Origin of the sequence: Pantoea sp. RSPAM1 (assembly GCF_038816185.1) — a bacterium.
In the GTDB taxonomy this organism is placed as follows: Bacteria; Pseudomonadota; Gammaproteobacteria; order Enterobacterales; family Enterobacteriaceae; genus Pantoea; species Pantoea ananatis.
In genome coordinates this window covers 776,697-802,119 of sequence record NZ_CP046137.1, presented here as the reverse complement: position 1 = coordinate 802,119, position 25,423 = coordinate 776,697, and the positions used below count along the sequence as shown (strand labels likewise).

The following is a 25,423-nucleotide window of genomic DNA, read 5'->3' as shown; positions in this document are numbered from 1 at the left end:
TTCAGCATTTAAGGCAACAGCGTTTGAAAACACCTTCTTCAGCCGGGGTGACGCTGGCTGCATAAAGCTCATCAACCCATGGATCACTGTGCGCCCAGTCATAGTAAAAATCGTGTTCAATCAGACTGACATTTTTTATGTCGTCAGAGAGAAGCAGAGGGGAGCCTTTATAAAGTGAGAGTCGGGTTTCAAACTGAATTGGATCAATATCTTCACGCAGGTTTACTCCGTCTATCCATTCCTGGAAATGCTCCATGTCACTGAGACCCGCCCATGGGTTATACATAATGAATGTCGGATTCAGCGTAATACCAGAGTTCTTCATTATCCGAATGGCCTGTTCCGTATCACTGACGGTGACCTGTTTATTGAATATTTTCAGTACATTCTCGCTTGGGAACTCCAGCGCGGAGGTAATAATCTTGACGTTAAGATCTCTTAAGAGATCCATACGGCTTTCATTTTCAATGATGTGATCTACGCGGGTCGTGATATCGAATGTCAGTTCAGGATGATTTCTGTGAAGCTCTGTGAGAACTTCAATTCCATAATTCCGTGTACTGAACCAGTCTGCATCAATGAAGGTAAGATGAGTCATGCCATCATCGACCATGTTTTTTACATCTTCGGTGATAATGTCTGTAGGAATTTTTATCACACGACCGTCGTAAGCCGCATAAACTGAGCAGTATAGGCATTTGTGTTTACATCCCCTTGCAAGCTCTGTAGAGCCGACAATAACCTCTTTTCCTAGCAGCTTGTTTAACTGCTTATTTGGATATTTTTCCAAAGATGGAAGGATTTTTCGGTTGGGAACACTGAACCCTTTTTTCGAAAAGAAAGGCATTGGTTCAGTCAAATCGCCCTGGTTCATAATCCCTGGCAAGGAGAAGCGTGCTTCGCTCGATAATGAATTGACTAGGGATTTCATGGGTAGTTCCCAATCGCCAAGGATACAAAAGTCAGCACCTTTCTCAATGAGCCGTGACGCATGAATTGTGGCGTGCTGCCCATAAAAGCAGACTTTCGTGGTCGGACTTAAATGTCTTATGGTTTCGAGCAATTCTACGCCCGGCATCACCGCATCAAACAAGGGCAATGAGATAAAAATTAGATCCCTTTCCCTGAGTTTTGCTTCGTCAGGTCCATGAACATATATATCCAGAACCTCAATGACAGTGACAACGTCCTCATCTGCAAGCGCCTGATAAGCCGTAGAGATAGTGATTGGCTGGTAGCCGCCTTCGAAGATAGAAACAAGAAGTAGATTCATCCGGTCACCCATGCATTTGTATAACATATGGCGAATGTTTTATGCGTTTGTGCATAAAAAAACGCCAGATAGTTTCAATTAACTTATATCACCGAATGTAAAACAGTGTCAACGAGGCAAATATTTAATATATATCATTGTTTTTATTATAATTTAATATATTATCAGGAGCATTCAACTATAAAATAACATAAATTACACTTATTGTTTTGATCAAGGAAAAAGAGATATCTGCTTATCTTTTCAAGGAGAAAAGGCATAAACTACTGAAGCACACAGCCACCGCTTAGTTTTTGTACTAATAAATACGTCAATTTTAGTAAGAGCAGGAGTTACTCATACATAAGTCGATGCTATAGACATGAGGTTTTCAGTAGTAATGGGCAGAGAATGATGATAAAAATGCGCGATTATAAATTGCGTGCTATTTTTAAACCCTGTTGAAGATTAACTCAGGCCATAAGAAATGATTTCCACCTCGAATTTTTACCGCCTCCTTTCTGATGAGTGTCGTCTCAATATCTTACTCTTACTGAAAGAGTCAGAAGAACTTTGCGTCTGTCACATTTGTGAGGCACTCGGCGTTTCACAGCCAGCGGTTTCACGTAATCTGTCAATGCTAAGAAATTCAGGCGTCCTGACCGATAGGCGTAATGGCAAATGGGTATACTACCGCCTGAGTGACGCGTTACCTACGTGGATAAATGATATTTTAGAAATAACCCAGAAGGTGGAAAAGAAAAGAGTGAATGATAAAAGTAGTTATATATTTTAATAAGGTCAAGGTTTTAATTTTATCCAACATCCTATTAGTGGCTGCCATTGCCAACTCTATAAACCAGCCAACTTAAAATAATCATAGCCCCTCCTAATCATCAAAAAATTCACTGGAGATTTTGATATTTTTTTATTTCTCATGGGCTACGAAATTTTTTAAAATAGCCATTTTAACATCAAATTATCAATAAGTTATGCGCGAGGATATTTCCGAAGATTATTCTTTCCATCGCGGTTCCTGTAGTTCAGGTGCTTTCTTCAGCAGCATGACCGTCCATTCGGTTCGTAGCGCGCAACCCCAGCGCCACTGCCGAAAGAGTATTTCAAGCTGCATCAGGGCGCGAGCAGAACCTCTGAAAGGGACGCACGTCAGCCTGCTGCGGTAATACCAGTGCCGCGCATGAAGGTAGGCTCAGAGTCTGAAGGTAGGCTCTGAGTCTGGCCGCCCGGACAGGCGTCAGAAGGTGCGAAGAAACCACGACCATTTTTCGCTCTGCTAATGCAGCCTCAGCAGACTCAAAGACCCCTGACCAGAACCAGCTCACGAGCTCAGGCGTGAGCTCGACGGTAGGCTCCCAGAGGGGACAGATGAAAGGCGATGCATTTTCTGCGGCTCAGCATGCAGAGCTTCTTGAGCCGCGGAGGCGTCCGTCAGTCGAATGATCTGAGCAGAAACAGCGTGGAGGCGGTAAACCGCCAATTAAGCGTGAATGAAGGTAATATGAGGGACATTTCGTAAGACTTTGACGAGCCAGTTTCAGCCCTGGCACAATTAAATTACTTTTGTGCTTTATCTTGTTTCCTAAGTAACAAGAGGCTTAGCTTCACTAATCGGTTTTTTCATCAATATAAGAAACAGGAAAAACAGGTATAGAACGCAAGCACCTCAATAAGCTAACCAAATCTTTCTAGATTAATATTATTATCATTTTTTATTGCTTTTGATTTTTCATCGAGTTCATTATTTCAGCTATATGATTAGCCCGTCCTTTGCACACATAGATAAACCCCTTACTAAATCAAACCACTCCTCACAACTAATATATAAGCTATAAAAAACAGTGTAATGATACTCAAATAGCTTAAATAAATATGTATTTTACATGGAGTAACAATTAAAAATTAACATATATTTAAATAAAGTAGTCAGCATAGCAATATGCCTGCTCATTTACTGTAAAATTTCTTATGATTTTTAAGCAATTTACACTATTTCTTCACGTCGTATGCCCGTCTTTTCTCGATTATTCTTATATAGAAATCATGAAACTCTTTATATTGCCTTTCTCTGATTTCTTTAGGAAGCATTTCACGAGATTTTGACCAGGCATCCAATTCCGGCTTGCATTTTATGTATGCGTCGTCGACAATTTTTTGGGCTGGAATTTTTGTGCTTATAAAAGGAATCGTATTGTCATTGAGGCATTCCACTTCGGGTGTCATAAAACCGGGAGTATCTGAAAATGCCAACGCAGGATATAAAATGCCTAAAAATAATGTACGTTTCATCATACAGCTTCCTGTTGCTGTTTAACCTGTTTGGTTATCCAGGGAATAATTCGCTTCTGCGATGTCTCATCAGCTCGCACACGGCGAAGCGGCGTGTCGTGCAAGGCAATGACGAAATGCGCCTCTGTGCCATCCCCCGCCCATAGGCTTTCAGCATCACATAGTGAAAATGCCGACCATTGAAACCGTAAACCAGAACATTACGATCGCGTAAATCAACCTTACCCCAACAACATCACAGCGTTAAAGCCCCCAAACGCAAAAACCCCCGCCGAAGCGAGGGTTTCAAATTTGTGGTGCCCGAACCCGGAATCGAACCAGGGACACGGGGATTTTCAATCCCCTGCTCTACCGACTGAGCTATTCGGGCAACGGGGCGCATTAAACCTCAAGCAGGCCCCAGCGTCAAACGCTTTTCACAAAAATGAAATCAACTGCCGGGTTTTCCATCAACCTGAAGGGGAACGGACGAAAATCTAGCAATCCGCCCCATCAACCGCCGGATTTTCGCGCTGCCGAACGCGCTCTGGCAGGCTATTTTTCGCTGCTATTTTGCTTTAACTGCGATTTATCGGCCCTCTTTTTCCCAACCGTTTTTTTGCCATAAATCCGTCATCTGCGCTCATTACTCTAAGATTATTCCTGGACAATCAAGAGCCGCATCATGCAGTTACCCGCCTCTGTGAATACTGTGGTTTCCGCCTCAAGTCGTTACGACGCGCGGGTGTTATGCATTGAGGTTCCTTTCGTCAGTCCGGAGACAGATAACCGTGCCGTCATGGCACTCTTTGCCGAACACAAAGATCTGATCGGGTTGCCCGTGGTGGAAAACGGCAAGCCGTTCGGCATGATCAACCGCCACATCTTTTTGTCGCAGATGGCGCGCCCGTTCTTTCCCGAACTCTATGACCGCAAGAGCTGCATTGCCTTTATGGATAAGTTCCCGCTGGTGATCGACGTGGAAAATACGCTGGAAAGCGTTGCGCAGCAGGTCGTGGCCAACGGGGATAAGTCCGTCGCCGATGGGTTTATCCTGACGGAGAATGGGCACTATATCGGCATTGGCTTGGGGATCGATCTGATTCGCCGCGTCTCCGATTTACAGGCGCGCCAGCATCAGCAAATTTTACAGAGCATCGATTACGCGCGGGTGATCCAGGACGCGATGCTGGATCGTTCCAACCAGCTGATTGCCTCCCTGCTCGACGACTGGTGTTTGTACTGGCAGCCCCGAGACGGCGTGGGCGGCGATTACTACGCTTTTCACCGCCATGACAATGGCTGGCTGGCGGTCATCGCCGACTGCACGGGACACGGGATTCCAGGTGCCTTTATGACGGTGATTTTGCAGTCGGCACTGGAAAACGCGCTGCGCGAGGCCGAACTGCAGGCACCTGCCAGCATCCTGCATGCCCTCAATCACCATATTAAACAAACCCTGGGCCAGCTAAACGCCTCCCAGCAAACCTCGCTCTCTAACGATGGCTGCGATGCCATCGTGATGTCAGTTGATACCGGGCTGCATCAGCTGCGCTGGGCCAGCGCCCGAACCCAGGCATTTATGCTCAGCAACATCAGCAATGAAATTATCTCACTCAGTCAGGATCGCGTCGGCGTCGGCTATACCGATACGCCGGAAGACTATCACTGGCCTGAACAGAGCCTGGCGTTTAATCCAGGCGACATGCTGTTTGTCCTCACGGATGGCGTCACCGATCAGCCTGGTGGCGAACGGAATATCATGTTTGGCAATAAGCGTATTCAGTCTCTGCTGATGCGCTATCAACATTTGCCTATGGCGGAGTTATCGCTGGCGTTTCAGCAAGAGTATTTAAGCTGGCAAGGTAATCAGGCGCGGCGCGACGACGTCACCTGGTTTGGCTTTCGCTATTGATTGCACCGGGAAGAAAATGAAAAACGAGTCACTACGGGGTCTGCCCTTTAATACCGAATCGCAGTCCGGCCTTATCGCGCTGCAGTACACCGGTTTCTTTTCGCCGCAGAACATTACGGCAATGGGGGAAGTGGTCAAACTGTTTCTGGAAAACCACGAGCAGTCGCTAAAAGTACGCCGGCGGCTGTTCTCCAGCTTTGTGGAGATCGCGCAAAACATCCTGCGGTATTCTCAGGACAGCCGGGCGCTGAGCCATAACGATCAGCTCTATCGTTTTGGATCGCTGAGCCTGCGCTATGATGGTGGGCGCTACTATCTGGAAAGTGCCAATCTGGTGGGCAGTGATGCCAGCGATCAACTGCGCGGCGATCTGGACTCGTTGCGGGTCATGAACGCAGACGAAATCAAACAAGCCTACCGCAGCCGCTTACGCGCTGAGAGTCCAGCCTGGAGCAAAGGCGCCAATATCGGCTTGCTTACCCTTGCCCGCGACGTCAGTGAACCGCTGGAATACTGCCTCCAGCCACTTGAAGCCAGCGAGCTCTCTGCCTTTTGGCTTAAGGCCACCATCTGCCATGACTGAAGAAGCCCCTATGCAAATCATTCAACTTACCGCCACTGAATGTACGCCCGCCGTAGAGTTCGACTTTGCGGCCCACCGTTTTTCCCTGCGGGGAGAATCCTGGCCAGAGAATGCCGCCGCCTTTTACCGTCCGCTGCAAAGCGCGCTGGAAGGCTGGCAGCCTCAGGCCAGCAAAGCGGCAGAGGTGAATATCGATCTGAGCTATTTCAACAGCTCCAGCACCAAAATGCTGTTCGGGCTGTTCGGGCAGTTCAACAGGCTGGCGCAGAGCGGCTGTGAGATTGTGCTGAACTGGTTCTACGACGCTGAAGATGACGTGTCAGAAGAGTTTGGCGAGGAGTTGTCTCTGGATTTCACCGCGTTAACCGTGAAGCTGCATGCGGAACAGCGCCAATGACGCACCTCAATGAGCTGTTTCTGGAAGAAACTCAGGCACTCAATCAGGCCAGCCATGTCGCGGCGCAGCACAGCCTGCAGGCCGAAGAGTATCGGCAGGCACTGCTACAGCTCAACGGACACTACCAGCGGCTGATGCGGGAAACCTATCGATTAATCTCACGCAGCGATCGGGCAGAGCGTGAGCTGAACCGGGTAAATGAGCAACTGAATGAGCTGGCAACCGAACTCGAGTACAAAGCCACGCACGATCCCCTGACGGATGTCTGGAACCGCAGCGCGATTATTCAACGCATCAGCGATACGCTGGACCAGGCGCCGGCGGCTTTAATCATTCTTGATATCGATTTCTTTAAACGTATCAATGATGAATACGGTCATCCCGTCGGGGATAAGGTGATTTGCGAACTGGTGCAGCGCATTCAGCGTAATACGCCTGCCATTGCCAGCATCGGCCGGATCGGCGGTGAAGAATTTACCATCATGCTGCCCAATACCTGGCTGGGCGATGCGGTTATCGTCGCCGGCGCCATTCTTGCCTCGCTGAACGCCTCGCCGTTAAATGCGCTGCCGGAGCGGCTGGTCACGGCCAGCCTCGGCGTCAGCTGGGGCGCAGCAGGCACCCGGTTCGAAACGCTTTACACCAATGCTGATGCCGCGCTGTACGATGCCAAAAAGCACGGGCGTAACCGGGTCTTTTTCCGCTAACCCGCCGAATGCTGCGCCATCTCAACCGGCGGCGGCGTGGTCGGCGGCAGGAAGATATGGTCAAGCAGCTTGCGCATCACCGGCGCGGCAACCACGCCTTCACTGCCGCCATTTTCCAGGATCAATGCCACGGCAACCTTGGGATCGTTAAAGGGCGCGAAGGCGGTATAAAACGTATGATCGCGCAGCCGCACCGGAATCATTTTGGCGTTGTAGGTCTGGTTTTCTTTCAGGCTGAACACCTGAGATGTCCCACTTTTGGCCGCAATGCCGTAGGGCGCGGTATGGAAATATTTATAGCCCGTCCCGTTCGGTGCGTTGGCCATGCCGAACATCGCGTGGCGCACTAATGACCAGTAGGGAGAATGCGGATCGCCAATCTGCGCCTGAGGCAGACTGGGCTGATAGAGCTGAACCCGGGTGCCGAGCTGGGATTTTTCCAGCAGGTGCGGCGTAATCACCCGGCCATTGTTAAGCAACGTCACCAATGCCTTCACCATCTGAATCGGCGTCGCAATCCAGTAGCCCTGACCGATCCCCACCGACACCGTGTCCCCCTGATACCAGGGCTTTTTATGGACTTTCATTTTCCAGTCGCGGCTGGGTAGCAGGCCGCTGTACTCTTCGTTCAGGTCGATGCCTGTGGAGCGGCCGTAACCAAATTTGCTGAGCATGGTGTGAATGCGATCGATGCCCATCATAAAGGCCACCTGATAGAAGAAGGTATCTGCAGACTCTTCGATCGCTTTGGTGACATCCAGCGTGCCGTGGCCGCTTTTTTTCCAGTCACGGTAGCGACGGTCAGTGCCCGGCAGCGTCCATGTTGGGCCGCCAAAAAAGGTGGTTTGTGGCGTAATCACATGGGTTAACAGGGCAGACATCGCCATATAGGGTTTGACGGTAGAGGCCGGAGGATACAGGCCCTGGGTGACACGGTTAATCAGCGGCAGGTTTTTATCCTGCAGCAGCGCCTTGTAGGCTTTATAGCTGATGCCCTTCACAAAAGGATTGGGATCGTAGCTGGGACTGGAAACCATCGCCAGCACGGATCCGTCATGGGGATCTTCCACCAGCAATGCGGCACGCTGTCCGGCCAGCAGGCTTTCCGCATACTGTTGCAGATGCAGGTCCAGCGTCAGGGTGATGTTCTTACCCGCTACCGGCGGCACTTCTTTCAGCACCCGGACAATGCGGCCGTGGTTGTCCACTTCCACTTCCTGATAGCCAGGCTTACCATGCAGCAGGGATTCGTAATAGCCTTCAATCCCCTGCTTACCGATGTTGTGGTCGGCCGCGTAGTTTTCAGCGATGCCTTCGGCATTCAGCCGCTTATAGTCGTTATCATTGATTTTAGAGACGTAGCCGATGACGTGCGCCAAATCGGCCCCATAGGGATATTCCCTGTCCTGATAGGTATCAATGCTGACACCGGTAAACCGGAACTGGTTAACCGAAAAGCGCGCCACCTCTTCGTCGGTCAGCTCCTCTTTAAGAATAACCGGCTTATAGCGGCTACTCTGCCGGAGATCGTGCTGAAAGCGCTGAATATCGTCCGGCGTCAGATCGACAAGCGGCGTAAGCTGGCGCAGCAGATCCTTCATATCTTCCACTTTATAGGGCGTGATAGTGATGTCGTACCAGGTTACGTTGCGCACCAGCGGAATGCCGTTACGGTCAAAAATCAGCCCGCGCGTGGGTGCAATGGGAATCATTTTGATATCGTTTTGGTTTGAGCGCGTCTGGTAATAGCTGTGATCGCGTACCTGCAGGCGATACAGGTTCAAACCCAGGATGGTGAAGCAGATGCAGACCAGCACAAATGCCATGGCGGCACGGCGTACAAACAACTTCTCTTCAGCGTCGAAATCTCGGAAATTCATCAGGCAGGTATTTTCAGTCTGGCATGTTGTTATTTATTGTTCGGCTTCATGATAGTGGCATCAGCTTGCCTTGCCAGTGCGAAGATGCACAAGCCTGATGAAAAGTGTGTCATTTAGTGAGAATGTTGCGAAATGAACGGGAAGCGTAAATCTTCTGGCGCGCTCACCCGGCAACGTCGCGCTGCCGGGTGAGCAAGAGCATCAGCGATGCGTGGAGATTAATCGCCCAGCAGCACAGATTCCAGCGCAATCTTAATCATGTCATTAAAGGTTGTCTGGCGCTCTGCGGCAGTCGTCTGCTCATGGGTACGGATATGATCGGACACGGTGCAGATGGTCAGTGCTTTAGCACCGAACTCGGCGGCCACGCCGTAAATGCCCGCAGCTTCCATTTCCACACCCAGAATGCCGTACTTCTCCATCACGTCGAACATCTGCGGGTCCGGCGTATAGAAGAGGTCGGCAGAGAAAATGTTACCCACGCGCGCTTCCACGCCCAGATTTTTGGCCGCATCGACCGCGTTGCGCACCATGTCGAAGTCCGCAATGGCGGCAAAGTCATGGTCTTTGAAGCGCATACGGTTAACTTTGGAATCGGTAGACGCGCCCATGCCGATCACGATATCACGCAGTTTCACATCGGCACGCACGGCGCCACAGGAACCCACACGGATAATTTTCTTCACGCCGAACTCGGTGATCAGCTCTTTAGCGTAGATGGAACAGGAGGGAATGCCCATGCCGTGGCCCATGACGGAGATTTTGCGGCCTTTGTAAGTGCCGGTATAGCCCAGCATGCCGCGCACGTTGTTCACCTCAACGGCATCTTCCAGAAAGGTTTCTGCAATGTGCTTCGCACGCAGCGGATCGCCCGGCATCAGGACGACGTCTGCGAAATCACCCATTTCTGCATTAATGTGAGGAGTTGCCATAATTCTCTATCCTTTTTAAAAATTTCGCTGTTTTTACAGCATGTTCTTGCCGTAGTCCATGGGGGACAGGTCAAAATAGTGCGCGATCGTCTGGCCGATATCGGCAAAGGTGTCGCGATAGCCCAGCGACCCCGGCTCAACCTTCGGTCCGTAAATCAGGATCGGAATATGCTCGCGTGTATGTTCCGTGCCTTGCCAGGTCGGGTCACAGCCGTGGTCGGCGGTGAGGATCAAAATATCATCCTCTTTGACCAGCTCCATGAGCTCTGGCAAACGGCGGTCAAACAGCTCCAGGCCGCCCGCATAACCCGCAACGTCGCGGCGATGGCCCCAGGTGGAATCAAAGTCTACAAAGTTGGTGAACACAATCGCCTGATCCGGCGCAGTTTTCATTTCCTGAATGGTCGCATCAAACAGCGCGTCCAGACCGGTGGCTTTCACTTTTTTGGTGATGCCCTGCTCGGCATAGATATCGGCAATTTTACCGACCGAAATCACATGACCGCCCTTCTCGTCCACCAGCTTCTTCAGCATAGTCGGCGATGGCGGCTCAACGGCCAGATCGTGACGGTTACCGGTGCGCTCAAAGCTGCCTGCTTTGTCGCCCACAAACGGACGAGCAATCACGCGGCCAATGTTGTAGCCGCCTTCGGTCAGCTCTTCGCGGGCGATTTCACAGAGTTCATACAGCCGCTCCAGCCCGAAGGTTTCTTCGTGGCAGGCGATCTGGAATACGGAGTCCGCCGAAGTGTAGAAAATCGGCTTGCCCGAGCGCATGTGCTCTTCGCCTAACTGGTCAAGGATCACCGTACCGGATGAGTGGCAGTTGCCGAGATAGCCGGGTAAACCGGCGCGTTCCACCAGTTTATCCAGCAGCGCCTGCGGGAAGCTGTTCTGCTTATCGCTGAAGTATCCCCAGTCAAACAGAACAGGGACGCCGGCGATTTCCCAGTGACCGGACGGCGTATCTTTACCCGATGAAAGCTCGCTGGCGTAAGCATAGGCGCCCGTGATCTTCGCCTCAGGATCCAGCCCCGCAGGAAAACGACCGGTAGACAGCTCAGCCGCTTTGCCCAGGCCCAGCGCGGTCAGATTGGGTAAGTGTAGCGGCCCCTTACGGCCCTTATCCGCCTGACCGTTAAAACAGGCTTCTGCGATATGACCTAACGTATCTGAACCTGCATCACCGAATTTATCGGCATCTTTGCTGGCGCCGATTCCAAACGAATCCAGCACCATAATAAAAGCACGTTTCATGCCAGTCTCCTGCGCCAAAAGCGCTCGACAAGTCAAAAAAAAGCGATCAGATCAGTATACCTGAATCCGGGAAGGTATAAAGGGGTTCCCTGCGTCAGCCTGCCTCAGTAACGCGGCGATACACGACAGGCGTGGCTGCCGGGGCGCGTTCACGTTCACCCAAAGTAATCGCGGCTTTTACGGCGGCAGCGGCCTGCTGCCAGTGCGCTTCGCTGCTGGCGTGGATAATGGCTAACGGACGTGAAGCATCCACCTGCTCACCCAGGGTGATCATGTCGCTCAACCCAACGCTGTAATCAATCGCATCGCTGGCACGCTGGCGTCCACCGCCCAACGCGACCACTGCCATGCCCAGCGCGCGGGTATCCATATGGGTAACACAGCCTTCCCGGTCGGCATAAACTGCTTTGCTCATCGTTGGCGCAGGTAAATAGCTGTCGTAGCGCTCAACAAAATCGCTCGGGCCCTTCTGCGCCGCCACCATGCGGGCAAACACCTCTGCGGCCTTGCCGTTATCCAGCACCGTCATGAGTTTTTCGCGTGCCTCAGCCTCATTTTCCGCCAGCTTGCCGGAGATCAGCATTTCGCTGCACAGCGCCAGCGTGACTTCCAGCAGGCGCGGATTACGCTGCGCGCCGGTTAAGAAACGCACCGCTTCACGCACTTCCAGCGCATTCCCGGCCGTGGAGGCCAGCACCTGGTTCATATCCGTTAACAGCGCCGTGGTGCGACAGCCCGCGCCGTTGGCGACGCCGACAATGGCCTGGGCCAGATGTTCAGAGGCTTCATACGTCGGCATAAAGGCCCCAGAGCCGACTTTAACGTCCATCACCAGCGCATCCAGTCCTTCGGCCAGTTTTTTCGCGAGGATCGAGGCGGTGATCAGCGGAATCGAATCCACGGTAGCCGTGATATCGCGCGTGGCGTAAAACCGTTTGTCCGCCGGGGCCAGAGAATTGGTCTGGCCGATGATCGCCACGCCAACCTGTTTGATGGTCTGGCGGAAGTGGTCATCACTGGGGAAAATGTCAAACCCGGGAATCGCTTCCAGCTTGTCCAGGGTGCCGCCGGTGTGCCCCAGCCCGCGACCTGAGATCATCGGAATATAGCCGCCACATGCGGCCACCATCGGCCCCAGCATCAGCGAGGTGACGTCGCCAACACCGCCGGTAGAATGCTTGTCCACCACCGGCCCGTTGAGGTTCAGGGATTTCCAGTTCAGCACGGTGCCAGAGTCACGCATCGCCATGGTCAGGGCAACCCGCTCCGGCAGCGACATATCGTGAAAATAAATGGTCATTGCCAGTGCAGCAATCTGCCCTTCAGAAACGCTGTTATCACGCACGCCGTTAATGAAGAAACGAATCTCGTCTTCACTCAGCGCGTGGCCGTCACGTTTCTTTCGAATGATTTCTTGTGCGAGGTACAAGGTCGCCCCCTTGCGTCAGGGAAACAGGATAAAAGGCGGCCAGATGCCGCCCGGTTGAATCAGTAGCCAGATTTACTGGTATCGCTGCTGTGTCCAAGCGTATTCAGCAGGTTTGCCAGCAGGCTGGAGGCACCGAAACGGAAATGGCGTGCGTCAGCCCAGTCGGCACCCAGCGTATCCTCAGCCAGTTGCAGATAAATGGCGGCATCTTCAGCCGTGCGCACCCCGCCAGCAGGCTTAAAGCCAACCTGGGCTTTCACGCCTTTGTCGCGAATGACGCTCATCATAATCTGTGCCACTTCTGGCGTGGCGTTTACCGGCACTTTACCGGTTGAGGTTTTGATAAAGTCCGCTCCGGCATCAATGGCAATTTCAGAGGCCTGACGAATCAGCGCTGCCTGCTTCAACTCGCCGGTTTCGATAATCACCTTCAGCAGTACATCCGCTTCCGCACAGGCTGTTTTGCAGGCTTTAACCAGATCAAAGCCCACCTGAGCATTACCGGCCATCAGCGCGCGATAAGGAAAAACCACGTCCACTTCGTCAGCGCCGTAGGCGATAGCGGCACGGGTTTCAGCCAGTGCGATCTCGATGTCGTCATTGCCGTGGGGGAAGTTGGTGACGGTGGCAATACGCACGTCCGGCGTGCCCTGCTCGCGCAGCGTTTTGCGGGCAATGGGAATAAAACGCGGATAAATGCAGATGGCGGCGGTATTGCCCACCGGGGATTTCGCCTGGTGACACAGTGCGATCACTTTCTCATCGGTGTCATCTTCATTCAGGGTGGTTAAATCCATCAGTTTCAGCGCGCGCAGAGCCTGCTGTTTGATATCTGTCATAACAATCTCCAGGACAAGGGGTGAGTTTTCATCCACCCGTATGTGATAATAATAACAATTCAGAGTCGGTAAATATGTGCCATTCGTCACATCGAAGTATGAAACAGCTGCAATATTTCATATAAAATTTGATTAACACTAGAAGTCAGGCGAAGCGAAGCCCGAATAAGCTCACGACGGGAATGTTATTATTATAACATTTTGTGAGGAGAAGGGTAAACGGGCGACATCAGGAAAGGTGAAAAAGTCTGTGGCTGTTGTGCCATAGCGCATCGGCAATGACCTCTGGCGCTTCTTCACGCAGCTCACACAGCACCTGCCACACCTGGAAAGCGCGCTCTGGTCGGTTGGGCTGGCCCTGAAAACCGTTCAGCGGCATATCGGGGGCATCCGTTTCCAGCAATAAGGAAGAAAGCGGTAACTGTGCGATGGTCTGTCGGGTTTTACTGGCGCGCGGATAGGTAATGGTGCCGCCAACGCCAATCGCATAGCCAAGTTTGATAAAAGCCTGGGCCTGCTGCAGGCTACCGGCAAAACCATGAACCACGCCACGGCGCGAGAGATCGTGACGGCGCAGATGCAGCGCCAGCTGATCGTGCGTTCGACGCGAGTGCAGGATCACCGGCAGATCGTAACGCCTGGCCAGTTTGAGCTGCGCATCCAGAAAGTGTTTTTGCTTGTCGAACTGGGGATCGTCCCGATAAAGATCCAGGCCGATCTCACCTAACGCTACCAGCTTTGCGGGCGGCTTGATCAACCAGGCTTCCAGCTCGTCAAGATGCGCTTCCTGATGATGTTCAATAACAATCGGGTGCAGCCCCAGCGCAGCATAAAGGGCGGGATGCGCGTGAGCCAGCTGGCAGACCGTTGCAAAGCGTCCCGCGTCCACCGAGGGCACGATAATTTTTTCAACGCCGGACTGGGCGGCCCGGGCAAGACTTTCCGCCGCCTGCCCGACGAAGGGCGGAAAATCAAAGTGGCAATGGGTATCCACAAACCTCATGCCAGCGAGCCTGCATTCCAGGCGTCGTCATTGCCCGCCAGCGGCGTAACGATCGTCCCACTGTCAGGTTCATTCGCCACCGGCGCGGCAGGCGTAACGATATCCAGCCCCGTTTGCGGCTCGGCATCGCTCAGCCACTGGCCCAGCGTGGCCATAAAATAGCGGCCACAGCGACGTCCCAGATGGTAATCCTGGTTCAGCGAGGCGATCCGGCTGCCTAACGCGTTACTGGCCAGCACGCGCGGTGGGAAAATTTCAATGATGCGCAAATCTCCCGGCGGTGACTCGATAAACTGCTGTGTTTCCCGATAGGTCTGCTCATGATGGTGCAGAATGTTGATCATCGGCTGCAGCGCCCCGCCGCTGAACCAGCGTTCCATACGGGTCACCCAACGGGGCACATCGAACATCTGCGACGGCACGGTACGGATGACCACAATGGTATCGGCCCCGCGTTTTGCTGCTTCCCGCACGGGAATCGCATCGCTGACGCCGCCATCCAGATAGCTTATGCCCTCCAGATCCACGCCCAGGCGGTAAAACCCCGGAATGGCACTGGAAGCCTTAATAATATCCAGCCAGTTACTGGCTGTGGGTGCAAAATAACTGGGGACATAATCATCACTGCGGCAGGCGCACATGTAAAACTGCCGCCCCGTGGCAAACAGGGTTTCGGCCCTATTCATCGCCAGCGGAAAGTCGCTGCGGGTCACATCAATCAGCCAGTCCAGGTCGATCAGATTACCGCCACGCAGGAAACGCAGTGGATCAAAGAACAGCTTGTTGGTGGTGTAGCGGGTAATCACCCGACGTGCGTAACCCGGCTGGCCACAGACATAGGCGGAAAGATTCTGTGCCCCCGCCGAGGAGCCCAACATCAGTTGAAAGGGATTAAACTTCGCGCGCTGAAACTCATCCAGCACGCCGGCGGTGAAGATGCCGCGTTGACCACCACCCTCGCACACTAAGGCGATTTTCCTGGCTTTAAAAGGTGTGAGAGCAAGGGGTTCAATAGCCCCGAGCGTCACGGGAATACGTATACCCAATGGACCGACCTCAGATTGGGTTCCCAATAGGCAAATGTAGGGAATGCAGGGATGAGAATTGTGAATCGATACTAGCACGGAGAACCAGTTAGGGTGTCCATTAATTGTGCTATTAGCGTTGCGCCGTTTAACACATCGTTGCGAATATGAAGCATCCTTTGCCTCACAATAACATTCGCCCCAACTAACTGGTCTCCGTTTGATGCTGATTACGCCAGCATCAAACAGTCTGGGTCATCGCTATAACCTTTTACGGCCAGTGAACAAGCTGATGAGGAACAGAATAATACCCACCACGAATACGACTTTCGCTGCCCAGGCTGCGGTACCGGCAAGGCCACCAAAACCTAATGCAGCAGCGATCAGTGCGATCACCAGAAAAATAATGCCCCAACGAAACATAAGCCTCTCCTTAACCGTTTTAATATTGAACTGCTTGTTTCATCCCAGGATGGGTATTCTTATTTGTGCGGCCCGGACAGAGGCCGCACGGGGTTGTGTCAGGACTTGACCTTCAGGTCATTTTTAACACTTTTTACGCCTTCGATAGCTTTCGCGATGCTTTCAGCGCGATCGGACTGCGCCTGATTCGCCACTTCGCCTGAGAGCTGAACCACACCGTCGGTGGTTTCCACTTTCACTTTACGTGACGGAACCGTGTCATCTGCTAATAGCTTAGCCTTAATTTCGCTGGTTGTGGCAGCGTCACCGGCATAACCTTTCATTGACTGTTTTTTCGCGTCTCTCACGTGCAGCTTGTCGCTGACCGATTTAACGCCTTCCACTTTTTTCACTACGGCCACGGCTTTCTCTGCCTGGTCTTGTGAGGTCACGAAACCGCTCAGGGTGACAACGCCCTGGTGGGTTTTGACAGAAATGTCGGTGCTTTTGATGGAGTCGTCATCCACCAGGGCCGCTTTCGCTTTAGCCGTCACGGCGCTGTCATCCATAAAGCCGCCCACTTTCTTCATTGAGCTGTCAATTTTTGCACCGGCGCTGTCAGCCGTTTGTGAGGCTTTCTGAGACGCGGATTCCTCAGCAAATGCGCTTCCGCTCAGCAGAGCAGTACCGATCATCGCAGCCATCAATGTTTTAGTAAGCTTAGTTGTGTGCATCGATATCATCCTTCTATCTGTTAACTCGCCCAAAACTGTGGGCGCAAGAGCAGCAAACAACGCTACTGCGGCACTGGACGCGGGGAGAATAAGTCTCTTAAACCGTCCGATGAAGTAAGGATAGTCGGGATTTGGCAATTTGCTCAGGTAACTGGTTGATCGTGCGTCAAAAGCGAGGAAAAAGCGTGTTTTAGGAGGGTTCTGTATGCGGAAAAACAGGGCCATTCCCGATGAGAATGGCCCGGAAAACGCGGATTAATGCTCGCGGGTTTTACGGAATGTCACATCAGGATAGCGTTCCTGAGTAATATTCAGATTCACCATGGTGGGAGCGATATAGGTCAGGTTATCACCACCATCCAGCGCGAGGTTCACCTCATTTTTACGCTGGAAATCTTCGAACTTTTTGGCATCGCTGCACTCAACCCAACGGGCCGTCGAAACGTTAATCGCCTCATAAATGGCTTCAACGTTGTACTCACTCTTCAGGCGCGCCACCACCACGTCAAACTGCAGCACACCGACCGCCCCCACAATCAGGTCGTTGTTATGGACCGGGCGGAACACCTGCACAGCTCCTTCTTCCGACAGCTGGACTAATCCTTTCAGCAGCTGTTTCTGCTTCAGCGGATCGCGCAGGCGGATACGGCGGAACAGTTCTGGCGCGAAGTTCGGGATACCGGTGAACTTCATGTTTTCACCCTGAGTAAAGGTGTCGCCGATCTGAATCGTGCCGTGGTTGTGCAGGCCAATGATATCGCCCGGATAGGCTTCTTCTACGTGCGAACGGTCGCCCGCCATAAAGGTTAACGCATCCGAAATCACCACGTCTTTGCCGGTACGCACCTGGCGCAGCTTCATGCCTTTTTCATAACGGCCTGATACCACGCGCATAAACGCCACGCGGTCACGGTGTTTCGGATCCATGTTGGCCTGAATCTTAAACACGAAGCCGGTGAACTTCTCTTCTTTCGCTTCAACGGTACGCGTATCAGTCTGGCGCGGCATGGGGCGCGGCGCCCACTCCACCAGGCCATCCAGCATATGATCCACGCCGAAGTTACCCAGCGCGGTTCCGAAGAATACGGGCGACAACTGACCATCCAGAAACGCGTCCAGTTCAAACTCGTGTGACGCACCCTGTACCAGCTCCAGCTCTTCACGCAGTTGCGAGGCCAGCTCTTCACCGACGGCCGCGTCGAGGTCAGGGTTGTTCAGGCCTTTAACGATGCGGACTTCCTGAATCGTGTGCCCTTTACCGGTCTGATACAGGTAGGTTTCGTCTTTATAAAGGTGATAAACCCCTTTAAACAACTTGCCGCAGCCGATCGGCCAGGTGATGGGAGCACAGGCAATCTTTAGCTCACTTTCCACTTCATCCAGCAATTCCATGGGATCGCGGATATCACGGTCAAGTTTGTTCATGAAAGTCAGGATCGGCGTATCACGCAGGCGCGTCACTTCCATCAGCTTGCGGGTACGATCCTCGACGCCTTTAGCGGCATCGATCACCATCAGGCAGCAGTCGACCGCCGTCAGCGTACGATAGGTATCCTCGGAGAAGTCTTCGTGTCCCGGTGTATCCAGCAGGTTTACCAGGCTGTCACGATAGGGGAACTGCATCACAGAGGTAGTAATCGAAATACCACGCTGCTTTTCCATCTCCATCCAGTCGGACTTTGCGTGCTGGTTGGAGCCACGGCCTTTTACCGTTCCGGCGGTCTGGATAGCCTGTCCGAACAGCAGGACTTTTTCGGTGATGGTGGTTTTACCGGCATCCGGGTGCGAGATAATCGCGAAGGTGCGGCGGCGTGCCACCTCTTCTAAAAAGGGATTAGACATGAGTGAATTCTTCTCAACGTAGCCACGCACTCTCAGGCGCAGCAGATAAATCACGGTGGCCGGCAGGATTTTACCGGCAAGTAAACGGTGCCAGATGCGACTTTTCGTCGTCGCGGGGTAAGCGCAAAGTTACATCGGCGTGATTCCGGTTACCTGGTCAACTTTAAGGCGGCATAGCATACAATATTTTGCGCTATTGGCCTACAGCAGACCGAAGAGAATGTCGGTCGCAAGGAAATATGGCATCGCCATGCGCCGTAACGTCTCTGGCGAAGGAAAATAAAGGGCACTGCCCCCGGCTTTCACCCGGTCTGATGGCGTCCACCTCGCTGCCATCCCGGTCAGTCTACTCCACCAGTTCGATACCCAGGCTTTCCAGCAGGCAAACCGCCTCCTGCCGGGAAAAACGGGCTTTTTCAACGCTGTTGTTAAAAATATTGATAGCGTAGTGCCAGGATTCAGTCAGATCGGCTCCGCGCAGCACGGTGTGATGGAAGTGGCTGCCCGTCATCTCGCATTCAGTCAACGTGGCGCCCGTTAAATCGCACTCTCTGAAATCTACCTCGATCAGTTTGCATCCCACCATTTTCACGCCATGCAGTCGCAGACCAAAAAACGATCCGCTGTTCAGGATGCTCGTCGAAAAATGCACTTCATGGTCCAGATAAAAGTCGGGCCACCAGGCTCTCGTCCAGTCAATGCCGGTCAGCTTACAGTCGTGAAAGTGAACACCGAAGAAGCGGGTGCCAGACGGGTCAACCAGACTGAGATTGCAATGCGTAAAGACACAGTTAATGAACTTGCAGGCTGAAAATACTGCTGAGGTAAAGTTAACATGCGTGAATTCGCAGTCTTCAAAATGCGCCTGCGTGAGCGCCATTTCGCTGAGATCGGCGGCCGTGAAACAGGCATCATAATGTTCGACATGACTTTCGATACGTTGCATCTTCGCGCTGTCCTCCTGGGTACGGTGAGATGAGCCGCTCGACATGGTAAGCCCTGACCGCGGCGCAAAACCTGTGCCGCTTTTTCACCGGAAAGAACCGACAGTGTAAACCTGTTGAGGCGTCTGGATGTGACCTTTGCATCACTTTTTCATCGGGTTGGCCCACAATGGTGACAAGACAGCAATTATTCGCCGCAGGAGCCGATCGGCTACAGGAACCGAACGGGCTGGACATGCCGCCTTTGCGCCGCGCCCTGGCCGCAGGTGTACGAGGAAAAGCAGACCACAATGATAATCGCTCGCATTCAACAGTTGAAATAATTCTTTTTAAATCAACCAGATAAAATGCATTTTTTTTAACAAAACACTTCCCATCCCTTGCCTGCCTGATGCATAATTCACCACTTATCACCTGTCAATTTACAATGAAAAAAGGACGCGGCCATGCTGACTGCTGAAATGACTGGACGTTTAAACGACCAGCTGAACCTGGAATTTTTCTCCGCGAATCTCTATTTACAGATGAGTGCGTGGTGCAGCGATAAAGGCTATGAGGGCGCAGCGTCCTTCCTGAAAATGCACTCACGTGAAGAAATGGAACACATGCAGCGCCTGTTCAACTATCTGAGCGATACCGGCGCGATGCCCGTGTTGGGTACCATCGCGGCGCCGCCCGTTGCGTACAACTCACTGAATGAAGTTCTGGTTCAGGCGCTGGACCACGAAAAGCTGATTACCAGCAAAATTAACGAACTGGCCCATGCAGCGATGACCACTCAGGACTATTCGACCTTCAACTTCCTGCAATGGTATGTGGCTGAGCAGCACGAAGAAGAGAAGCTGTTCAAAACCGTACTGGATAAACTGGCAATGGTCGGTGAAGGCGGCAATGGTCTGTTCCTGGTGGACAAAGACCTGGGACGCATGAGCACTGAGACACACTCAGCCTGAATACAAACCGGCCCACTCAGGTGGGCCGGTTTGTAGCGTCACGAACGCATTCGGCTTTAGGCGTTGGCGCTTAAGCCAGCCGATAGCATGTTGTCATTTCGCCGTTAATCCACAGTGCACGTTTCTCCCCCGGCGGTAACTGAATCGCCATCTCGCGCCAGGCCGGCAGATAGTCCCCTCGCTTCTCGATTGTCAGATCCAGCCTTGTCGCACTACTGGTCAATGTCCAGTTCAGCCACAGCGCATTGCCTTTGCGCCAGCCGTGCGTTTCGCCATCGTCATCAAACAGCTCGCCGTGGGTCGTGACATTACCTGGCGCAGGCCAAAGCTGGAGTTCACGTACGTTATCGCGCTGCGCATCGGTGGTGCTTTCACACTGTCCCAGTGGAATTGCGGCACCGGCGCGGACCAGTAACGGCAGACGATCCAGCGGCGCATCCAGCGTGACGGTTTGTCCGCCAGCCAGCCAGTTGCCCTTATGCCAGTCATACCAGCCGTGAAGATTGTCGGGCAGATAAACGGAACGGGTACGTGCCCCCTGCTCGACCACGCTGGCCACCAGCAGATCGCGCCCCAGCATGAAATCATCGCACTCGTCATAGGTGCGCGTGTCATGCTCATGATCCAGGAACGTCGGCCGCAGCATCGGTTCGTCGTGTTCACTGGCCTGCCACGCCAGGGTGTACAGATACGGCATCAACCGGTAACGCAGCCGAATGGCATCACGGATCATCGGTGTGGCTTCCGGGTACATCCACGGCTCGTTGACGGTATGGTCGTCGTTCCATGAATGGATGGTAAAACGCGGATGCATCACGCCGTTTTGCACCCAGCGCACAAACAATTCGGGATCCGGCTTATCGCCAGCAAACCCGCCCACATCGTGCCCAACGTTAAATAACCCGGACAGGCTCATGCCCAGGCCCATACGAATGTTATAGCGCAGGGTTTGCCAGTTGGTTCGGTTGTCCCCGCTCCACGTCTGCACATAGCGCTGCATACCGGCACAGCCCGAACGGGAAATCAGATACGGCCTTTTTTCCGGCGCAAATTGCTGCTGAGCTTCCAGCGAGGCGCGCATCATCAGCAACGGCATGACCGGGCGAATATGCTTTATCGCGATCGGCTCACCGAAACCATGACAGCGCGCTTCACTGTCCCAGACTTCATATTCGTTGTTATCGTTCCAGGTCGCGTCGATGCCTTTTTTCAGTAGCTGCTCTGTGACGTTTTCCTGCCACCACGTCACCGTTTCAGGATGGGTGAAATCCAGATGGGAACCTTCGTCGTCCCAGAACACGGAACGTTCTGGCCGATCCTGTTCCGAATCGCGGATAAACAGTCCTTTCGCCGCGACCTCGTCATAGCGTGGATGATCCTGTAACAAACAGGGTTTGATATTGGCTGCCAGCTTCATGCCCGCATCATGGAACGCGGCGCTCATCGCTTCCGGGTTTGGCACCTTGTCATAGTTCCAGTTGAACACGTAGCGCTTGTTCTTTATGGAGGTGTAACCGGACGACAGCTGAAACGAATCACAAGGAATCTCATGCTCGCGGCACAGCTGGATGAAGGAAAGCAGCTGATGTTGTGCATCCGGCGCATCGGTGTAGTGCATCGTGGATCCGCTGTAACCCAGGCTCCACTTCGGCTGAAAGAGGGTGCGGCCCGTCAGGCGAACAAATGCCTTGGTCACCTCCAGCAGCGTCGGCCCCAACATCATGTAGTAATCCAGATCGCCCGCCTCTGCGCGATAACGGCGATACGGCAGATGGTAGTTATCTAACTCATTGCCCAGATCCAGCCAGCTGCTGGAAAGGTTATCGTAGAACAGTCCGAAGCTGACGCCGTCGCGCTGGGTCAGCGTGAAAGGAATATGCTTGTAGAGCGGATCGGTGCTGGCCGCGTTATAGCCCATCGCATCCAGATTACGCATCTCATAACGGCGATTGACCCGGTTGAGATCGCCGCTCTTTTCACCCAGGCCGTAAACCCGATCCTGCGGCTGACGGCGCTGGTAATGTTCCACGCCATCGCCATGCATGTTCAGCAGGTAAGCCCCGGTGTGGCGATCGGCTGCCAGCGGCTGCCACTCGGTGCCGTCAAAATGTTCCCAACTGAGGCAAAGGGGATAATGCACGGTAACCCGCAGCCGGTCCGTCGCCAGACGGATTTGTTGCGCCTCCTGTTGCAGGGTAAAGGCGGGCAGCGTAAAGCCGTCCAGCGCTTCACGATCGCGCCCCTGCCAGGGCACATCCTCCTGAGGGGCAATGCTCCAGGTGCGGTTCAGCGCCAGTTCCCCGTCGCGTTTCAGCAGCACGCGCATCAGGCCGTTTTCTAATACGTAAATCCGTAAAAAGTGGCGCTGCTCGACGTTCAGTTCGACAAAATGCGGCGTTTGTTGATGTAGCGTCCATGTCTTAAGCGTTTTCATGAGATTACCCTCAATTTTTAGCAATATTCTTGCGGCGTTCGGCGATAAACATCACCAGGAAAACCGCGCCAATCAGGTCAAAGAAACCCATGGCAATAAACAGGGGATTAAAGCCGATCGTGTCGGCAGTCACGCCGATAATCAGCGAAAAGATAAAGCTGGCGATCCAGGCGCAGGAGCCGCGCATCCCGTTGACCGTGGCCATCTGACGGCGATCAAAGCGCTCCACCACCAGTGCACTCAACATGCAGGAGATCACCTGGTGACCGAAGCCGCCGATTGAAATCAACGCGATAGCCAGATAGGGATCTTTGACCAGCGTCATTAACGCCAGCGAGATCATCAGGGCCGCACCGGTGACGGAACTGGCTACAATTGAGTTCACCCGCGTGCAGCCAAACCAGCGCACGTAGAGCTTTGTCAGGTAACCGCTGGCGACGCTGCCGAAGTCAGCGGCCAGGAACGGCAGCCAGGCGAACATCACAATCTGTTTCAGATCCATGCCACGTTCATTGGCCAGGTAGAGCGGTACCCAGAAGCTCAATACCGCCCAGGCCGGTTCAGCTAAAAAGGCCGGGATGGCAATGCCATAGAATTTCTTTTCTTTGCCGATGACTTTCAGCGCGGTAAAAAACGGCAGCTTTTCGCCGATGACTTCGTTGTCCTGGGTTATAAACGCCCGCTCCTCATCCGAGAGGCGCGGATGGCGTTCAGGCGAGTGATAGCCCCACCACCAGAGCGCCACCCAGATCAAACCCAGCCCGCCAGTGAGCAGGAATGCGCCCTGCCAGCCAAACGAGACATGTGCGACATAAATAATGGGCGGAGCCAGCATCGCCCCGATGGAAAAGCCAACCCCCGCCCAGCCTGCCGCTACCGGCCGCTCCTTTTTCGGAAACCACTCGCCGATGGCCTTGGCATTCGCGGGCGTGGCCGCCGCCTCGGAAGCGCCCATCACAAAGCGCAGCAGCGCCAGATGCAGCCAGCTGCCTGCACCGGCATGCAGCAGACAGGTGATTGACCAGATCACGGCACAAATCAGAAAGCCCATCTTCAGACCGATGACATCGATTAACCAACCGCAAACGGGCTGAAACAGCGTATAGGCCAGCTGGAAGGCGGCAACGACCCAGGAATATTGCTCCGTGGTCATATTTAGCGTGTTTTTCAGTTCCGGGGCCAGAATCCCCAAGGAGTTACGGGTGATGTAGTTCACCGTTACGCCCAGCAGGAACATGCCCAGCATCCACCAGCGCAAATTTTTAATCATCCGCAGCGGACGCGACGACGCGTGAGTGCGGGTGGTCGAGTCGAGACTCATGATGAAACTCCTGTAGCAAGTAATTGACGTGTTGCCGCGCAGCGAGCCTGTTTATCTGATCCGACCTTAAAAAAGCCTAAAACGTGGGTACAGCCCATTTTTTGCAACTCTTTTCATGGCACTCTTATCGCACAACAAAAATGCCCTTGCAGACCAGCAGGGACACGATTCAGCACCTTATGAAAATTTTTTCATTTGCAGATTTGAGGGCGATCACAGAATGAAGCAAAGCTTAAAAGTGAGCGAAATTGCCGCCCTGAGCGGCGTGTCAGTCAGTACGGTTTCGCGCGTCCTTGCCGGGAAAGCCAATATCCGCGCCGCCACGCGCGAAAAAGTGTTACGCATCGCCCAACAGCAAGGCGTACTGGATAATCTTCAGCATGGTCGGCTGTTGCTTAATGACCTGATGGTATTTGCGCCACCGCGTGCCTTCGATATCCGCACGGATATCTTTTATTACAAGGTGATCCAGGGGATTAGCGAAGCCGTTAAACCGCACGATGTGCGGTTGCGCTACTGTCCGCTGGAAGAAGTGGAAAGCGATGCCGCGCTGTTTATCGACAAGATGCAGCAGACGGAAGCCGCGCTGTTGATCGGTATCGACGATGAACACATTCATCAACTGGCGGCTGAAATGAACAAACCCTGTGTGCTGATCAACGCCCGCGACCGCCGAATGCGCCTGCCCTCGGTGTCGCCGGATCATCAGCTTATTGGCGAGTTTTCCGCGCGCTATCTGTTTGAACAGGGCCATCGGCAAATTCTGTCGTTGCACTGCCTACGGCGTTACACCATGGAGCAGCGGCTTCAGGGCGTACGCGATGCCTGGCATGCCATGAATCTGCGCTTCGACAGCCGCCAGCACCTGATTACGCTCAACAGTTTTAGCAGCAGCGAAGCCAGCGCCTGTCTGGGCGACTATTTGCGTCGCTGCCCGCAGGCACAGCGCCCTACCGCGATTCTGGCGAGTGGCGATTATATTGCCGCCGGAACGGTGCAGGCGTTACAGCAAGCGGGCCTGAGGGTGCCGGAAGATGTGTCCGTGATGAGCATGGATGGTTTCAACCTGGCCACCGTGCAGGAGATCCCGCTAACCTCGGTTCAGGTTCCGCGAGACGAGCTGGGCGAGGCCGCCGTCAAAATGCTTCAGGCGCTGCGTTTAGATCCAAACCTGCCGCCCGGTAATCTGCTGCTGAACGGCAAGCTGGTGGTACGCGACTCGGTACGCCGCATCCGGGATAATCCGGGTCATGCGCCGGTGCAGCAGCACGGGCTTTACAGCTAAGGC

Annotated in this window: 22 protein-coding genes and 1 tRNA gene; 7 read left to right on the top strand and 16 right to left on the bottom strand. The window is 53.2% G+C overall.

Annotated features, from left to right (window positions below):
- Position 1 precedes the first annotated feature (1 nt).
- Positions 2-1,273, bottom strand: a complete 1,272-nt coding sequence (locus GKC68_RS04385; RefSeq protein WP_342656614.1) for an RCCLKC-tail radical SAM protein — start codon at positions 1,271-1,273, stop codon at positions 2-4.
- Positions 1,274-1,739: 466 nt separating this feature from the next.
- Here GKC68_RS04385 and GKC68_RS04380 point away from each other — a divergent pair, with 466 nt between their 5' ends.
- Positions 1,740-2,048 carry a metalloregulator ArsR/SmtB family transcription factor gene (locus GKC68_RS04380; protein WP_110983071.1) on the top strand — a complete coding sequence of 103 codons (309 nt, stop codon included), beginning with the start codon at positions 1,740-1,742 and terminating at the stop codon, positions 2,046-2,048.
- A gap of 1,211 nt (positions 2,049-3,259) precedes the next feature.
- Here GKC68_RS04380 and GKC68_RS04375 read toward each other — a convergent pair.
- Both GKC68_RS04375 and GKC68_RS04370 read right to left on the bottom strand, forming a co-directional pair.
- Positions 3,260-3,562 (bottom strand): hypothetical protein, encoded by a 303-nt coding sequence (locus GKC68_RS04375; RefSeq protein ID WP_342656613.1) that lies wholly within the window; start codon positions 3,560-3,562, stop codon positions 3,260-3,262.
- 291 nt (positions 3,563-3,853) lie between these two features.
- A tRNA-Phe gene (locus GKC68_RS04370) sits at positions 3,854-3,929 on the bottom strand.
- A gap of 294 nt (positions 3,930-4,223) precedes the next feature.
- Here GKC68_RS04370 and GKC68_RS04365 point away from each other — a divergent pair.
- Genes GKC68_RS04365 through GKC68_RS04350 form a run of 4 tightly spaced genes read left to right on the top strand, consistent with a single transcriptional unit; the run spans position 4,224 to position 7,140 of the window.
- Positions 4,224-5,453 (top strand): SpoIIE family protein phosphatase, encoded by a 1,230-nt coding sequence (locus tag GKC68_RS04365; protein WP_028723504.1) that lies wholly within the window; start codon positions 4,224-4,226, stop codon positions 5,451-5,453.
- 16 nt (positions 5,454-5,469) lie between these two features.
- Positions 5,470-6,036, top strand: a complete 567-nt coding sequence (locus tag GKC68_RS04360) for a SiaB family protein kinase (protein ID WP_264228304.1) — start codon at positions 5,470-5,472, stop codon at positions 6,034-6,036.
- Positions 6,037-6,046: 10 nt separating this feature from the next.
- Positions 6,047-6,433, top strand: a complete 387-nt coding sequence (locus tag GKC68_RS04355) for a DUF1987 domain-containing protein (RefSeq protein ID WP_201785421.1) — start codon at positions 6,047-6,049, stop codon at positions 6,431-6,433.
- The gene (locus tag GKC68_RS04350) at positions 6,430-7,140 is read left to right on the top strand and encodes a GGDEF domain-containing protein (RefSeq protein ID WP_028723507.1); all 711 of its coding nucleotides are present in this window, start codon (positions 6,430-6,432) and stop codon (positions 7,138-7,140) included. The genes GKC68_RS04355 and GKC68_RS04350 overlap by 4 nt, the downstream gene beginning before the upstream one ends.
- Here GKC68_RS04350 and mrdA read toward each other — a convergent pair.
- The 11 genes from mrdA to GKC68_RS04295 all read right to left on the bottom strand — a co-directional run bounded on the left by mrdA (position 7,137) and on the right by GKC68_RS04295 (position 19,429).
- Positions 7,137-9,020 (bottom strand): penicillin-binding protein 2, encoded by a 1,884-nt coding sequence (gene mrdA / locus GKC68_RS04345; RefSeq protein WP_058706368.1) that lies wholly within the window; start codon positions 9,018-9,020, stop codon positions 7,137-7,139. The two genes, GKC68_RS04350 and mrdA, sit on opposite strands and share 4 nt — an antisense overlap.
- 218 nt (positions 9,021-9,238) lie before the next feature.
- On the bottom strand, positions 9,239-9,952 hold the full coding sequence (deoD, locus tag GKC68_RS04340) for a purine-nucleoside phosphorylase (RefSeq protein WP_028723509.1): 714 nt from the start codon (positions 9,950-9,952) through the stop codon (positions 9,239-9,241).
- 33 nt (positions 9,953-9,985) lie between these two features.
- Positions 9,986-11,209, bottom strand: a complete 1,224-nt coding sequence (gene deoB / locus GKC68_RS04335) for a phosphopentomutase (protein WP_221611516.1) — start codon at positions 11,207-11,209, stop codon at positions 9,986-9,988.
- A 94-nt stretch (positions 11,210-11,303) separates the two neighbouring features.
- A complete protein-coding gene (gene deoA / locus GKC68_RS04330) occupies positions 11,304-12,638 on the bottom strand; it encodes a thymidine phosphorylase (RefSeq protein ID WP_110145187.1) in 1,335 nt (444 codons plus the stop codon).
- A 59-nt stretch (positions 12,639-12,697) separates the two neighbouring features.
- Positions 12,698-13,477, bottom strand: a complete 780-nt coding sequence (gene deoC, locus GKC68_RS04325; RefSeq protein WP_064366680.1) for a deoxyribose-phosphate aldolase — start codon at positions 13,475-13,477, stop codon at positions 12,698-12,700.
- Between the two features lie 229 nt (positions 13,478-13,706).
- Positions 13,707-14,480: a TatD family hydrolase gene (locus tag GKC68_RS04320; protein WP_342656612.1), complete on the bottom strand. Its 774-nt coding sequence runs from the start codon at positions 14,478-14,480 to the stop codon at positions 13,707-13,709.
- Complete coding sequence (locus tag GKC68_RS04315) at positions 14,477-15,526, bottom strand: DUF6363 domain-containing protein (RefSeq protein WP_047714512.1); 1,050 nt, start codon at positions 15,524-15,526, stop codon at positions 14,477-14,479. Before GKC68_RS04315 ends, GKC68_RS04320 begins: the two co-directional genes overlap by 4 nt.
- A gap of 240 nt (positions 15,527-15,766) precedes the next feature.
- Positions 15,767-15,928 carry a DUF1328 domain-containing protein gene (locus GKC68_RS04310; RefSeq protein WP_004389381.1) on the bottom strand — a complete coding sequence of 54 codons (162 nt, stop codon included), beginning with the start codon at positions 15,926-15,928 and terminating at the stop codon, positions 15,767-15,769.
- 98 nt (positions 15,929-16,026) lie between these two features.
- Positions 16,027-16,641 (bottom strand): molecular chaperone OsmY, encoded by a 615-nt coding sequence (gene osmY / locus GKC68_RS04305; protein ID WP_028723515.1) that lies wholly within the window; start codon positions 16,639-16,641, stop codon positions 16,027-16,029.
- Between the two features lie 255 nt (positions 16,642-16,896).
- Entirely contained in the window at positions 16,897-18,483 is a 1,587-nt protein-coding gene (prfC, locus tag GKC68_RS04300) for a peptide chain release factor 3 (protein ID WP_028723516.1), read from the bottom strand.
- A 346-nt stretch (positions 18,484-18,829) separates the two neighbouring features.
- Positions 18,830-19,429: a pentapeptide repeat-containing protein gene (locus tag GKC68_RS04295; protein WP_319019425.1), complete on the bottom strand. Its 600-nt coding sequence runs from the start codon at positions 19,427-19,429 to the stop codon at positions 18,830-18,832.
- Positions 19,430-19,873: 444 nt separating this feature from the next.
- Between GKC68_RS04295 and ftnA the strand changes: the two genes are divergently transcribed.
- Positions 19,874-20,380 carry a non-heme ferritin gene (ftnA, locus tag GKC68_RS04290; RefSeq protein WP_028723518.1) on the top strand — a complete coding sequence of 169 codons (507 nt, stop codon included), beginning with the start codon at positions 19,874-19,876 and terminating at the stop codon, positions 20,378-20,380.
- A gap of 70 nt (positions 20,381-20,450) precedes the next feature.
- Here the strand turns inward: ftnA and GKC68_RS04285 are convergent, their stop codons facing one another.
- Entirely contained in the window at positions 20,451-22,814 is a 2,364-nt protein-coding gene (locus GKC68_RS04285; RefSeq protein ID WP_047714514.1) for a glycoside hydrolase family 31 protein, read from the bottom strand.
- Between the two features lie 10 nt (positions 22,815-22,824).
- Complete coding sequence (locus tag GKC68_RS04280; protein WP_110956741.1) at positions 22,825-24,135, bottom strand: MFS transporter; 1,311 nt, start codon at positions 24,133-24,135, stop codon at positions 22,825-22,827.
- A 220-nt stretch (positions 24,136-24,355) separates the two neighbouring features.
- Here GKC68_RS04280 and GKC68_RS04275 point away from each other — a divergent pair, with 220 nt between their 5' ends.
- The gene (locus tag GKC68_RS04275) at positions 24,356-25,420 is read left to right on the top strand and encodes a LacI family DNA-binding transcriptional regulator (protein ID WP_033778046.1); all 1,065 of its coding nucleotides are present in this window, start codon (positions 24,356-24,358) and stop codon (positions 25,418-25,420) included.
- Positions 25,421-25,423 lie beyond the last annotated feature (3 nt).